At 65.4% G+C, this 13,333-nt stretch carries 14 protein-coding genes; 11 read left to right on the top strand and 3 right to left on the bottom strand.

Going from position 1 to position 13,333, the window contains the following annotated elements:
- The first annotated feature begins 45 nt into the window (after positions 1–45).
- Positions 46–612: a histidine phosphatase family protein gene (locus tag XI02_RS07470; RefSeq protein WP_069275918.1), complete on the top strand. Its 567-nt coding sequence runs from the start codon at positions 46–48 to the stop codon at positions 610–612.
- A gap of 204 nt (positions 613–816) precedes the next feature.
- On the opposite strand, the gene XI02_RS07475 is transcribed toward XI02_RS07470, so the two are convergent.
- Positions 817–1,605, bottom strand: a complete 789-nt coding sequence (locus XI02_RS07475; protein ID WP_172648676.1) for an SDR family NAD(P)-dependent oxidoreductase — start codon at positions 1,603–1,605, stop codon at positions 817–819.
- 174 nt (positions 1,606–1,779) lie between these two features.
- On the opposite strand from XI02_RS07475, the gene XI02_RS07480 reads away from it, so the two are divergent.
- The 9 genes from XI02_RS07480 to XI02_RS07520 all read left to right on the top strand — a co-directional run bounded on the left by XI02_RS07480 (position 1,780) and on the right by XI02_RS07520 (position 8,453).
- Positions 1,780–2,451, top strand: a complete 672-nt coding sequence (locus XI02_RS07480) for a glutathione S-transferase family protein (RefSeq protein WP_172648675.1) — start codon at positions 1,780–1,782, stop codon at positions 2,449–2,451.
- A gap of 144 nt (positions 2,452–2,595) precedes the next feature.
- On the top strand, positions 2,596–2,967 hold the full coding sequence (locus XI02_RS07485; RefSeq protein ID WP_172648674.1) for a nuclear transport factor 2 family protein: 372 nt from the start codon (positions 2,596–2,598) through the stop codon (positions 2,965–2,967).
- 134 nt (positions 2,968–3,101) lie between these two features.
- Positions 3,102–3,518 (top strand): YciI family protein, encoded by a 417-nt coding sequence (locus XI02_RS07490; RefSeq protein ID WP_016842528.1) that lies wholly within the window; start codon positions 3,102–3,104, stop codon positions 3,516–3,518.
- Positions 3,519–3,673: 155 nt separating this feature from the next.
- Positions 3,674–4,099 (top strand): YciI family protein, encoded by a 426-nt coding sequence (locus tag XI02_RS07495; RefSeq protein ID WP_016842527.1) that lies wholly within the window; start codon positions 3,674–3,676, stop codon positions 4,097–4,099.
- 103 nt (positions 4,100–4,202) lie between these two features.
- Positions 4,203–4,568: a YciI family protein gene (locus tag XI02_RS07500; protein WP_172648673.1), complete on the top strand. Its 366-nt coding sequence runs from the start codon at positions 4,203–4,205 to the stop codon at positions 4,566–4,568.
- A 276-nt stretch (positions 4,569–4,844) separates the two neighbouring features.
- Complete coding sequence (locus XI02_RS07505; protein ID WP_018269694.1) at positions 4,845–5,558, top strand: TetR/AcrR family transcriptional regulator; 714 nt, start codon at positions 4,845–4,847, stop codon at positions 5,556–5,558.
- A gap of 130 nt (positions 5,559–5,688) precedes the next feature.
- Positions 5,689–6,180 (top strand): DUF2852 domain-containing protein, encoded by a 492-nt coding sequence (locus tag XI02_RS07510; protein ID WP_026192213.1) that lies wholly within the window; start codon positions 5,689–5,691, stop codon positions 6,178–6,180.
- Between the two features lie 153 nt (positions 6,181–6,333).
- The gene (locus tag XI02_RS07515) at positions 6,334–7,104 is read left to right on the top strand and encodes a serine acetyltransferase (protein ID WP_172648672.1); all 771 of its coding nucleotides are present in this window, start codon (positions 6,334–6,336) and stop codon (positions 7,102–7,104) included.
- 182 nt (positions 7,105–7,286) lie between these two features.
- Entirely contained in the window at positions 7,287–8,453 is a 1,167-nt protein-coding gene (locus tag XI02_RS07520; RefSeq protein ID WP_244620959.1) for an integrase core domain-containing protein, read from the top strand.
- A gap of 173 nt (positions 8,454–8,626) precedes the next feature.
- Here XI02_RS07520 and XI02_RS07525 read toward each other — a convergent pair whose 3' ends face one another.
- Together XI02_RS07525 and XI02_RS07530 are read right to left on the bottom strand one after the other, a co-directional pair.
- Entirely contained in the window at positions 8,627–9,700 is a 1,074-nt protein-coding gene (locus XI02_RS07525; protein WP_172648671.1) for a tartrate dehydrogenase, read from the bottom strand.
- A gap of 18 nt (positions 9,701–9,718) precedes the next feature.
- Entirely contained in the window at positions 9,719–11,032 is a 1,314-nt protein-coding gene (locus XI02_RS07530; protein WP_018269696.1) for an MFS transporter, read from the bottom strand.
- A 444-nt stretch (positions 11,033–11,476) separates the two neighbouring features.
- On the opposite strand from XI02_RS07530, the gene XI02_RS07535 reads away from it, so the two are divergent.
- Positions 11,477–12,394 carry a LysR family transcriptional regulator gene (locus tag XI02_RS07535; protein ID WP_194483382.1) on the top strand — a complete coding sequence of 306 codons (918 nt, stop codon included), beginning with the start codon at positions 11,477–11,479 and terminating at the stop codon, positions 12,392–12,394.
- The last annotated feature ends 939 nt before the right edge of the window (positions 12,395–13,333 follow it).

Raw genomic sequence — 13,333 nt, forward strand, 5'->3', positions numbered from 1 at the left:
CGAAGTGGATACCGGTTCGGGTGAAAATGAAAGCGTGAGCGGAACATGGATCGCGAAACGCGTCTCTGGCTAATCCGTCATGCGCCGGTAGACGGTCCGCGCGGCGTGATCCACGCGCCGGATGCGCCCGCCGACCTCAGCGACGCCGCGGCATTCGCGTCGTTGCAGGTGAGGCTGCCGGCTCACGCTCGCGCGGTCTGCAGTCCGGCGCGACGCACCCGCGAGACCGCAGCAAAGCTCGGCCTGACGGCAGCGGAGGACGACGCCTTTCGCGAGCAGGATTTTGGCGATTGGACCGGCCGGCGTCACAGCGAGATCGAAGCCGAGCTCGGCGCAGCCTATCGCGCATTCTGGCAATCGCCGGGCAACAACCGGCCGCCGGGCGGCGAAAGCTTTGCCGATCAGATCGCGCGGGCGCGGGCAGGGCTCGCGCGTCTGCCGGCCGGCGACGTCGTGCTGGTGGTGCATTCCGGCACCATCCGCGCGATCCTTGCCATCGCCCTCGAGCTTGCGCCGGAGCTCGCGCTGCGCTTCGTCATCGATCCGCTGTCGCTGACGCGGATCGACCGGCTGCCGAATGCCTGGCGCGTCGTCGCGGTGAACGGGCGCTGATAGCGCGGTGACTCTACTTTACCTCGCCCCGCCTGCGGGGAGAGGTCGGAGCGCATCGACAGATGCGTTGAGGGGGAGTCTCCGCGAGACTAACTGGTACTGAGCGCGGGGAGAGGGCCCCTCACCCCAACCCTCTCCCCGTAAGAACGGGGCGAGGGAGCGCAGTCCCGTCGCGGTGGTGACATTAGTTCATCCGATCAACCGTTACCCATTCCGCCGCGCGCCGCGCAGGGTCGGCAGGCCGATGCCGGCGGCGTCGAAGCCGCCGTCGACGGCGAGAATCTGTCCGGTGATGTAGCTGGCGCGATCCGAGCACAGGAAGAAGATCGCTTCCGCCAACTCCTCCTCCAGCCCATAGCGGTTGAGCGGGATGGCGTCGTGATAGTCGGCGCGGATCTCCGGCGTGTGAACGGCCTTGGCCATCGCGGTGTCGACCGGGCCGGGCGCGACGCCGTTGACGCGGATGCCGAGCGAGGCGAGCTCGACCGCGAGCTGCTTGGTCAGATGCGCAAGCCCGGCCTTGCTGGTGCCGTAGGCCGAGCGCAGCGTCGAGGCACGCACCGCCGAGATCGAGGTGATGTTGACGATTGCACCGCCGCCATGCTCGCGCATCACAGGCGCGGCCGCCTTGGTGCACAGGAACGGGCCGGTGAGGTTGACCGCCATGATCCGGCTCCAGTCGGCGTCCGAGGTCTCCAGCACCGGCGTGAACACGGCAATGCCGGCATTGTTGACCAGCGCGTCGAGCCGGCCGAACCGGTCCGTGATCGCAGAGATCGCGGCCGCCACACCAGCGGCGTCCGATACGTCGCAGGTGAGTGCCAGCGTGTCGTCGGGCTGCTTCAGCGCCGCGACCACCGCGCGCAACAATTCGCCCTCGATATCGAGCAGCGCGACGCGCCAACCGTCGGCGAGAAAGCGTTTCGCCGCGGCAAGCCCGATGCCGCGCGCGGCGCCGGTCACGAGTGCGACTTTCGGGGGAGACGATGTCATTGTGCGGTCCATGGTTCGGGCATTCGGCCTGGCTGGCAGACGAGCCAGTTCGTCTGCGATCTTTGCCCAGGCGTGTCAACCGACTCGCGTTGCAGCAAAATAATCATCATGCGAGATGTCGGGAGGGCCGTCTCCGGTTCGTCCTCGGGGCACTGGTTCCATGATGGAGTTCTGATGTCGCTTACCCTGCTTTACCATCCGCTGTCCTCGTTCTGCTGGAAGGCGCTGGTCGCGCTTTACGAGAACGGCGCACCGTTCGCCGCGAACATGGTCAATCTCGGCGATTCCGCCGAGCGCGCGGCGTTGCTCGCGCTGTCGCCGATCGGCCGCTTTCCCGTGCTCCGCGACGAGACGCGGGGCGAGACGGTGCCGGAATCGAGCATCGTCATCGAATATCTCGACCGGCATTATCCCGGTGCCGTCAGGCTGATCCCCGAGAATCCGGACCTCGCGCTGCAGACCCGGCTGCGCGATCGCTTCCTCGATCTCTATGTCCACCTGCCGATGCAGAAGGTCGTCGGCGACCGGCTGCGGCCCGCGGACAGCAAGGATCCGCATGGCGTCGCCGAGGCGCGGGCGCAGCTCCGCACCTCCTATGCGATCCTGGATCAGCAACTGATCCTGAATCAGCAACGCGCGCATGGCGGCTGGATGATGGGCGAGCATTTCTCGTTGGCCGATTGCGCGGCCGCGCCGACGATGTTCTACGGCAACAAGGTCGAGCCGTTCGGAGATGGCCATCGGCATCTGGCCGCCTATCTCGAGCGGCTGATGGCGCGACCGTCCTTCGCGCGCGTCCTGAGGGAGGCCGAGCCCTATTTCGGCATGTTCCCGCAGGAAACCTGAAGCAAGCCGGCTTCCGATCCGGTTCCAAAAATAAATTGTGGCGTGATGTCGCTTTTGCGCCGTCCCGTTCGTCATCTCCTTGAGGCCCGGGTTCCCGGAGCGCTGGTCGCTCCGGAGGCCCGGGCGATACGTGTGGGAGACGACATGACTGCAACTGGCCACGGGGCGGAGATCATCCGCTCCCTCTTCGCCGCCTATCTCGCCAATGACCGCGCGAGCGTCGAGGCGGCGTTCGCGGAGGATTTCCGCTTCTCGACGCCCTATGGCGAGAACATCGACAAGCCGACCTATTTCGCGGAGTGCTGGCGCGACTCCGGCTGGATCGGCCGCCACGAGATCGAGCGCATCATGGTCGACGGCCTCGAGGCCTTCGTCACCTATCGCTGCGTCGCGCGCGACGGCAAGAGCTTTCGCAACACCGAGTTCTTCGTGTTCGACGGCGACAAGGTGTCGCGCATCGACGTTTATTTCGGCCCGTCGCACCAGGACGGTGAGCTCGTCAGGCAGGAGCGCTGAGGGCTGTGGCGCGCGATCCAATGACCTCCGAAATAATTTCGCCTGGCCTGTCGGCGTGGCAAGCCCCGCGTCGTCCTTGAGACGAGCACCGGAGATACCGGCAAGGCAGCTGAGCAAGACAACGGAGCAGGACGATGAAGTTCATGGTGATCGTGAAGGCGAGCAGGGATACCGAGGCCGGCGTGACGCCGAGCACCGAACTGCTCGCCGCGATGGGCAAGTTCAACGAGGAGATGGTCAAGGCCGGCGTGATGCAGGCCGGCGAGGGCCTGCACCCGACCAGCAAGGGCGCCCGGGTCAAATATGCCGGCGGGCAGAGCACCGTGTCGCGCGGCCCGTTCAGCCTGACCGGCGATCTCGTCTGCGGCTTCTGGCTGATCGAGACCAAGTCGCTCGATGAAGCGATCGACTGGATGAAGCGCGCGCCGTTCGACGGCGGCTCCGAGATCGAGATCCGCCAGGTGTTTGCCGCGGAGGATTTCGGCGAGGCGCTGACGCCCGAGCTGCGCGAGCGGGGAGAGCGCCTGCGCGCGCAGGTGGGCAGGAAATGACACCCGACGTCATTCCGCGATATCGCGCCGGCGATGCGCCCGCAATACATGATCACCGTCGCAAGTCATGGATTCCGGGCCGGCGCCGTGTGGGGCTTCCCGGCATGACGAGGGTGAGGATTGCGAGTGATTCAACAAGCAAGGAAATCCGACCAATGCGTTTCATGATGCTGATGATCCCGCTCGGCTACGAGTCCGCGCCGGCCAAGCTCGAGCTCGACCCCGAACGGGTCGCCGCGATGATGCGGTACAATCAGGCGCTGAAGGACGCCGGCGTGCTGATCACGCTGGAAGGCCTGCATCCGCCGGCTACGGGCGCGCGCGTCAAGTTCGACACCGGCGTGCCGGTCGTGATCGACGGCCCGTTCACCGAGGCCAAGGAAGTGATCGGCGGCTTCTGGATGATCGAGGTCGCCTCGCGCGCCGAGGCAATCGAATGGGCCAGGAAGTGCCCGGCCACCGCGAACGAGATGATCGAGATCCGCCAGGTGCAGGAGATGGCCGATTTTTCCGAAGAGGTGCAGCAGGCGGCCGCCACCTTCGAGCATCCGCAGGGCGGCTGGGGCAAGGCGCTGCGCTGACACCGCATGATCCGGCCTTGCAACACGTAGCGATGCCGCCGCATGGCGTCATCGCGCCAGCAAACGATCGTCAAACCAGCAACGACCACAATGGAGACGCAAGATGAGCACCAATACCTTCCTCGCCGTCTATCTCGGTGGCGGCAGCAGCGGCTCGCGCATGGCCGCCTGGAACGGGCTGCCCGAGGCCGAACGGCGCGCCAAGGAGCAGCAGGGCATGGCGGCCTGGGGCGCTTGGGTCGAGAAGCACCATGACGTGATCGTCGAGATGGGCGGACCGCTCGGCAAGACCAAGAAGGTCGGGCAGGGCGGCGTCACCGACATCGCCAATCTGATGACCGGTTTCACCGTGGTGCGCGCGCCCTCGCATGAAGCGGCGGCCAAGCTGTTCGAGAACCATCCGCATTTTTCGATCTTCCCGGGCGAAGCCGTGGAGATCATGCCGGTGCTGCCGATCCCGGGGCGCTAAGGCAGGAGAATTCACCTCCCCTTGAAAAGGGGAGGTCGCTTTGCTCGCCAGGGCAAAGCGGGTGAGGATCTGCTCTCCCCGCATACAGCGTCGACTGCGGCTGACCCCCATCCCGACCTTCCCCCTTATCAGGGGGAAGGAGAAGATCGATCCATGCTTGAGCCGGGCTACTGCCGTCAAGCGCGTGCAGCGAGGCCGCGTCACCCGTTAATCTTGATTGACGCGCCGCCGCCCCGCTAGTGACCTTTACCACCGGCTCATGTAAAAGCCGTTCACATGAGCTGGCGCAAGGACCAAGGCCGCGCCGAGCGCGGCTATCATCACGGCAATCTCAAAGAGGCGTTGCTGCAGGCCGCCCTCGACCTGATCTCGAAGAAGGGGCCGGCCGGCTTCACCTTCGCCGATGCCGCGCGGATGGCCGGCGTCAGCCCCGCCGCGCCGTACCGCCACTTCCGCGACCGTGACGAGCTGATCGCCAGCATTGCGCAGCGCGGCTTCGAGCAGTTCGAATCGCTGCTGACGCAAGCCTGGGACGACGGCCGTCCCGATACCGTCACGGCGTTCGAGCGGGTCGGCAAGGCCTATCTCGCCTTCGCCCGCGAGGAGCCCGCGTTCTATTCGGCGATGTTCGAATCCGGCCTGCCGGTCGATTCCAATCCGACCCTGATGGCCGCGAGCGAGCGCGCCTTTGCGATCATCCGCGCCGCTGCCGAGCGGCTCGCGGCACTGGCGCCGCCCGGCATGCCGCGTCCGCCGGCGATGATGATGGCGCTGCACATCTGGGCGATGTCGCACGGTGTCGCCTCGCTGTTCGGCCGCGGCGATGCCGCGCGGCGCAAGCTGCCGATGTCGCCGGAGGACCTGCTCGAGGCCGAAGTGCTGATCTATCTGCGCGGCCTTGGCTTCCCGACCGATCGCAGGTCTGGAACCGCGGCAGCCGACGAAAAGCCGGCCGGTGACAGAGCTGGTCCTTGGGGCAAGCCGAAATAAGGTTCAACGGCAGAGCCAAAAATAATCCGAAGGGTGCGTCATCCGCGCTGCTTGACTTTCCCAAGGGATCGGCTACCTATGTAAATGTTATTTACATTCACAACGGCGTGATGCCGTGATGGAGAAGGAAATGGCCTACACCGCTGATGTCAATCGCTGGCGCGGCCCCGTCGAAGAGCCCTACCGTCCCTACTTCTACGCGACGCCGTGGCATCCCCTGAAGATCGCCGGGATCATCCTCGGCTTCATGATCTGGTGGCCGATCGGCCTCGCCCTTCTCTTTTTCACACTCGGGAGCAGAAAGATGGCCTGTTGGAGTCACAACGACATGGATCGCTGGCAGAACAAGATGGAGCGGATGCAGGACAAGATGGAGCGGATGAAGAGCCGCATGGAGCGCCGCGGCTTCCCGTTCGGCGGCTTCGGTCCGCCCTCCAGCGGCAACCGGGCCTTCGACGAATACCGCCAGGACACGCTGCGCCGTCTCGAGGAGGAGCAGGTCGAGTTCAAGAACTTCCTCGATCGCCTGCGTCACGCCAAGGACAAGGAAGAGTTCGACGCCTTCATGGCGCAGCACAAGACCCGTCCGACCCCGCCGACCGACCAGCCGCCGCAGGGCTGACGAGGCGAGGCAACAGCTAGCCTTCAGGCGATGTGCCCCCATAGAACCTGATGGCCCTGAGCCGCCCGTTTGCGATGAGCAAGCGGGCGGTTTGCATTTTGGGATGGCCACGCCCACACTATCGTTTGAGATCCGGACGATGAGGTGAAGACCATGGCGGGATCAACGACTGTGACAGCTGGCGATCTCTGGCTTGCGATCCGGCGCGAAGCGGCAGCCGCGATCGCGGCTGATCCCTTCCTCGAGGCGTCGGCCGCCTTCATCCTCGATCAGGGCGACCTCGGCGGCGCGCTCGCCTTCCTGATCGGCCGGCATATCAGCCGCGCGGAAGAGGATCGTGCGCAGTTCATGCGCGCGGCCCGCGAAGCCTATGCGGCCGAGCCGGTGCTGGTCGATGCCGCGGCCACTGATCTCACAGCCATCGTGCGCCGCGATCCGGCGATCACGGGCTTCCTGCCGCCGCTGCTCAACTTCAAGGGCTTCGTCGCGCTGGAAGCCTGGCGGGTGTCGAACTGGCTGTGGCGCGAGGACCGCCCCGACCTTGCGCTCATGATGCAAAGCGCGACGGCGGACCAGTTGCAGATCAGCATTCACCCGTCGGCCCGGATCGGAACCGCTGTTTTCCTCGATCACGGCACCGGCATCATCATCGGCGCGCTCGCCTCGGTCGGCGACGAGGTCACGATTCTGCAGAACGTCACCATCGCGCGGCATCAGGATGATCCGCGCCGCGCGCCGACAATCGGCCACGGCGTGCTGCTCAGCGCCGGAGCAACGGTGATCGGACATCTCTCGATCGGCGATTTCGCCAGGATCGGCGCCGGCGCGCTTGTCACGACGGATGTGCCCGCCGGCTGCACCGCCGTCGGCGTGCCGGCGCGGCTGACGAATTGCGGGGAGGCGGGGGCGTCAACGCTCTCGTGAGGTTGTGAAGTGAGCCCCCTGGTCGGGCTCCCTCTCCCGCTTGCGGGGGAGGGTGGGGTGGGGGCTCTCTCCGCGGTACAGACCGGATAGATACCCGACAGTTTAGACCGGCATGATTGCCGACAGGTTTCTAGAAGCATCGGCGGGAGGGCCCGACGATGCCGTTCAGAGAGACCAGTCGGATGGAAGAGCGTATCCGGATGTTTATGGAGTACGAGAGCGGGAACTGGAACGTGTCGGAGTTGTGCCGCCGTCACGGTATCTGCCGCGACACGTTTTACGCATGGCGCCAGCGGAAGCAGAGCGGCGATCCGGAGTGGTTCAGGGACCGTTCGCACGCGCCGCAGCAATGCCGACAAACGACCGATGCAGCGATTGCAGAGAAGGTGATCGCGGCTCGGCAGCGCTTTCCCTATCTGGGACCGCGCAAGCTGCTCGCCTTGCTCGACCGCCAGGCGCCGGAGATCGATTGGCCGGCGGCGTCGACGATTGGGAGCATTCTCAAGCGCGCGGGGCTGATCTCGCCGGTGAAGCGCCGTCGCCGTCCGCTCGACCAGCGGCGTCCCTGCACGCCGGTGCAGGAGCCGAACGACGAGTGGAGCGTGGACTTCAAGGGCTGGTTTCGCACCCGCGACCAGTGCCGGGTCGATCCCCTGACGGTGGCCGACAGCCACAGCCGCTTCCTGATCGAACTGCAGATCGTCGCACCGACGACCGAGGGCGTCCGCCCCCGCTTCGAAAGAGCTTTCCGCGAGCATGGCCTGCCGCGGGCAATCCGCTGCGACAATGGTTCGCCGTTCGGCTCGCGCGGCGCCGGCGGTCTCACCACATTGTCGGTCTGGTGGCTGAAGCTCGGCATTACGCCGCGCTTCATCCGTCCGGCCTCGCCGCAGGAGAACGGTCGCCATGAGCGCATGCATCGCACCTTGAAGGCGCAAACATCGAGCCCACCGGCAGATAATGCGTCGGAGCAACAGGCCCGCTTTGACGCCTTCCGAGAGCATTACAATAGGGAACGTCCTCACGAAGCGCTGGGCCAACGGCCGCCGGAAGACGCCTATCGAGCATCTCAACGCACCATGCCGGATCGCGAGCAAGACCCCTGGTATGACGCCAATCACCAGGCCCGCCGTGTTCGCGGCAACGGAGAGATCAAATGGAAAGGCAAGTTCGTCTTTATCGGTCAGGCGCTGGTGAACGAACTTGTCGGCATCGCCGAACTCGATACCGGTGACCACGTCGTCCGCTTCTGCGACCTCGACGTCGGTCTCATCGACCGCCGCGGTCTGTTCACCCGGTTCGCTCCGCCGCGTGAGGGGCTGCGCGAACCGGGTGAACAGACCGCTTAACCCAAACTGTCGGGGATCATGCCGGTCCAAAATGTCGGGAATCATGCCGGTTGAACACGCGAGTCGTGTTGTGGAGATAGCCCCCACCCGGATCGCATCTGCGATGCGATCCGGCCTCCCCCGCAAGCGGGAGAGGCGGGCGGAGTTCGCGGATAGCTAACGCGACCGCACCCTCACACATTCGATCCATGGATCGCGTCGATCACCGCGTCGGTCACTTCCCTGGTGGTCGCTTTGCCGCCGACGTCGGGCGTCAGCACGCCGGCCGCACACACCTTCTCGACCGCGGCCATCAGGCGCGCCGCGGCGTCCTTCTCGCCGAGATGCTCCAGCATCTGCGCACCGGTCCAGAAGGTTGCGACCGGGTTGGCGATGCCCTTGCCGGTGATGTCGAAGGCCGAGCCGTGGATCGGCTCGAACATCGAGGGGTAGCGGCGCTGCGGGTCGATGTTGCCGGTCGGCGCGACGCCGAGGCTGCCGGCCAGCGCGCCGGCGAGGTCGGATAGAATATCGGCGTGCAGATTGGTCGCGACGATGGTGTCGAGGCTCTTCGGATTGAGCGTCATCCGCACCGTCATGGCGTCGACCAGCATCTTGTCCCAGGTGACGTCGGGGAAGTCCTTCGCCACCTCGGCGGCGATCTCGTCCCACATCACCATGCCGTGGCGCTGTGCGTTCGACTTGGTCACCACGGTGAGCAATTTGCGCGGCCGCGACTGCGCCAGCTGGAACGCATAGCGCATAATCCGCGTCACGCCGACACGGGTGAAGACGGCGACTTCGGTGCCGACCTCTTCCGGCAGGCCCTTGTGCGCGCGGCCGCCCATGCCGGCATATTCGCCTTCGGAATTCTCGCGCACGATCACCCAGTCGAGATCGCCGACGCCGACATTGCGCAGCGGCGAGGCGACGCCGGGCAGGATCTTTGTCGGCCGCACATTGGCGTACTGGTCAAAGCCCTGGCAGATCGGCAGCCGAAGGCCCCACAGCGTGATGTGGTCGGGCACATCGGGCGCGCCGACCGCGCCGAAATAGATCGCGTCGAAGTTCTTCAGCTCCGCGAGCCCGTCGGCCGGCATCATCACGCCGTGCTTCTTGTAATAGTTCGAGCCCCAGTCGAAGGTTTTGACATTGAAGCTGATGTCGCCGCTGCGTTTTGCGAGTGCCTCCAGCACACGGACGCCCGCGGAGATCACTTCGGGGCCGATGCCGTCGGCGGGAATGGCAGCGATGGAATGGGTACGCATGGGTTGTCTCCGGATCAGTTAGTGAGTTCGCACGGGATTGGGTTGCGGTTCGGTTTGCGCGGGCGCGCTCTGCGCGCGCGACAGCAGCAGCGTGAGCACGGCCGAGAGCACCAGGAGGCCGGCGACGAAATAAAGACCGCCGTCGAAACTGCCGGTGCGTTCCCTGATCCAGCCGATCATGGCAGGCCCGACAAAGCCGCCGAGATTGCCGATCGAGTTGATGGTGGCGATGCCGGCCGCCGCGGCCGAGCCGGACAGGAACATGGTCGGCATGCTCCATAGCGGCGGCTTCGACGAGGAGATGCCGATATTGACCAGCGTCAGTGCCGCGATCACGGCGGCAAGGCCGGTCCACAGCCCGGCAAGCGCAAGTCCCGCCGCGGCCATCAGGCAGGCCAGCACCACGTGCCAGGTGCGCTCGCCGGTGCGGTCGGAATGCCGCGCCCACAGCACCATCGCGATCACGGCGATGGTCGCCGGTACCGCGTTGAGGAAGCCAACCTGGATCGACGACAGGCCGAACTGCTTGATGATCTGCGGCGCCCACACCCCAAGTGTGTAGAGCCCGGCCGAGGTGCCGAAATAGACCAGCGCCAGCGCCAGCACCCGCGGGTCGGCGAGGCCGCGCCAGATGCTGTGGCTGGCGGTCGTGGCCTTGCCGTCGGTCTCGGCCTTCATGGTCTTGACCAGCCAGGCGCGCTCATCGTCGGCCAGCCATCGGGCCTGCTCCGGACGGTCGGTCAGGAAGCCCAGCACGACGAAGCCGAGCAGCACGGCGGGCACCGCCTCCAGCACGAACAGCCATTGCCAGCCCTTGAAGCCGAGCATTCCGTCCATCTCCAGCAGCGCGCCCGACACCGGCGAGCCGAGCACGGTCGACAGCGGCGCCGCCGCCATGAACAGCGCGGTGACGGCGGCGCGCTGCCGCGCCGGGAACCAGTAGGAGAGATAGAGGATGATGCCGGGGAAGAAGCCGGCCTCCGCAGCGCCGAGCAGGAAGCGCAGCACGTAGAAGCTGGTCGCGCCCTGCACCAGCGCCATCGCCGCCGAGACCAGGCCCCAGGTGATCATCACCCGCGCGATCCAGATCCGCGCGCCGATCTTGTGCAGGATGATGTTGGAGGGCACTTCGAACAGGAAGTAGCCCCAGAAGAAGATACCGGCGCCGAAGCCATAGACGGTCGGCGACAGGCCGATGTCCTTGTTCATGGTCAGCGACGCGAAGCCGATATTGACGCGGTCGATGAAGGCCACGAAGTAAAGCAGCATGATGAACGGCACGATGCGCAGTGAGATCTTGCGCAATACGCGCGTGCCAAGCTCGCTTTCCATGGGCTTCTTCCCCGGGGTTCGTGTTCTTTTTCGTCGTGATGAATGTGGGGTTGAGGTGGCGCCTGTAGTCTCCGTTCCACCTCTCCCGCTTGCGGGGGAGGTCGCATCGCATCTTTGATGCGATGCGGGTGGGGGCTCTCTCCACGCTACGATTCGTGGAGAGAGCCCCCACCCCAGCCCTCCCCCGCAAGCGGGAGAGGGGGCGCAGTTTCTTCGCGGCCGAAGCTCAACCTGAATTCATCACCAATGGAAAGCCTAGAAGCTCGCGCCCTTTCGCTTCAACCCGCGCCGGTTTATACAAAAAAATGATATAATCGGATCCGGCCTCACTTGACGTCATGCCCGGCCTTGTGCCGGGCATCCACGTCTTGGCGGCAAAGAAAAGACGTGGATGGCCGGGACGAGCCCGGCCATGACGAACGCGGGGCATAAGGAAGCGACGTCTTGGAACTGCACCAGCTTCGCTGCTTCGTCGCGGCTGCCGAGGAACTGCATTTCGGCCGCGCGGCGCAGCGCCTGCAGATGATGCCGTCGGCGCTGGGCCGCCACATCAAGCTGCTGGAAGAGGATCTCGGGGTGCGGCTGTTCGCGCGCACCACGCGCGCGGTGTCGTTGACCGAGGACGGCGCTGTGCTGCTGCGCGAGGGCCGCGCGCTGCTCGGCCGCGCCGAGGCGATCGAGAACGGCTTTCGCCGCCGCCTGCGCAAGCCACAGGCGCGGCGGTTCCGGATCGGCGCGATCGACAGCGCCGCGGCCGGTCTGCTGCCGCCGCTGCTGCGCGACGTTCGCGCCGCCTATCCGGACGTCGCGGTGCAACTGCTCGAGGAGAAGACCATCCGGCTGCTGCCGAAGCTCTTGTCGGGCGCGCTCGACCTTGCGTTCGTACGCCCGCCGGAGCGGCCCGACCGCCGCATCGAGTTTGTCCCGCTATTGCATGAGACCGCCGTGGTGGCGCTGTCGCACAAGCACGCGCTGGCGCGGCGAACGCAGATCGTGCTGCCCGACATCGCGGATCAGCCCTTGATCGTGCCGGAGCGCCGCTCGCGGCCGCACAGCCACGATCTGACGACAAAACTGTTCGACGAGGCCGGGCTGACGCCGCGTATCCAGGAGATCGCCGACGAGAAGCAGACCATCGTCAACATGGTCGCGGCAAGGCTCGGCGTTGCCATCGTGCCGCGCTGGACCGCGCGGATGGCGATCCCCGGCGTCCGCTTTGTGCCGCTCCGCCTGAAGCGCGGCAGCAGCGCCGGCCGCCTGCCGCTCGCCGCCGCCTGGCTGAAAGGCTCCCGCGATCCGGTCCGCGACCAGGTGATCGCGGTGCTCCAGGCACGGTTGAAGAGTTACGCGCGCGAGGCGTGAGAGCGCTTTGTTGCGTGATGCCTCGACGGCAGATGAATGATTTTTGCCGGTTGACCTAGGTCAATATGACCTGCGCCGCCAGGACGAGCCTGTCAGGCATGGCGAAGCGTCAGGACTGGGTCATGATCGCAGGGTGCGTCGCTACCGCTTTGGCGGTGGTGGCGCTCGTCGCCCTTTTCTCTGCCTGAGCTGTGTCGTCCCGTAGTGTTACGGGGGTGTCCAGCCAGGTACCTGAGATAACTGGCTAATTCCAAAAGCTCGAACCGCTGGCACAAACTGCACTGGCTTGATGAGTTCCTCCCGGCATAGCCTTCCCTTCCAACGTAGGGCGGCGTTATGGGCAACCTACTTTACAGCGTGTTTGTCGTGCTGATGGGGCTAAGCCCGGTCATCCTCATGGCGATTGCCATGTTCCTAAATTGAGGGCCGAAGCGGTGTCTTTCGGCGAGCCAACCACCAATCCATTCCGCTGGCGTGCTTAGTTAATAAATCCGCGATGCCTTAACCTGGTGAAAGGTCGGCGTCAGCGCGGGTGTGTACGTTTGTCCCATGAATTGGGACCTGCTGTATTTCCGTCTCTCGCTCGTCTGGATGGCGATCACCGCTGCGATGCTGATCTATGTGCTGGTCGCATAAGGGCTGCCTCTCCGTCGCCGAAGGCCTTCCGCCGGTGTTTTCTTCACGCGCCGATCGGTGATTTGCCCGGTCGGGCAACTCGGCAAAACGCGTCAAGTCCCCGCACGGGGCCCGATCGGCACCCGGCTTTCCCTGCGCCCTCTGTTCAAGAGAGGGCGGATTGAAAAGCAAGGCTCGGGCAAATCGTGTCGCGAGAACGCAGAAGTTTGTCCTGCACGCGCCACCACACACTCAGTGTCGTCCCGGCGAAGGCCGGGACGACACTGAATCTGAGACGCGCAGGTGTGCCTTCGCTCCGGCGCA

It is taken from the genome of Bradyrhizobium sp. CCBAU 21365 (assembly GCF_015291305.1).
GTDB classification, from domain to species: Bacteria; Pseudomonadota; Alphaproteobacteria; order Rhizobiales; family Xanthobacteraceae; genus Bradyrhizobium; species Bradyrhizobium elkanii.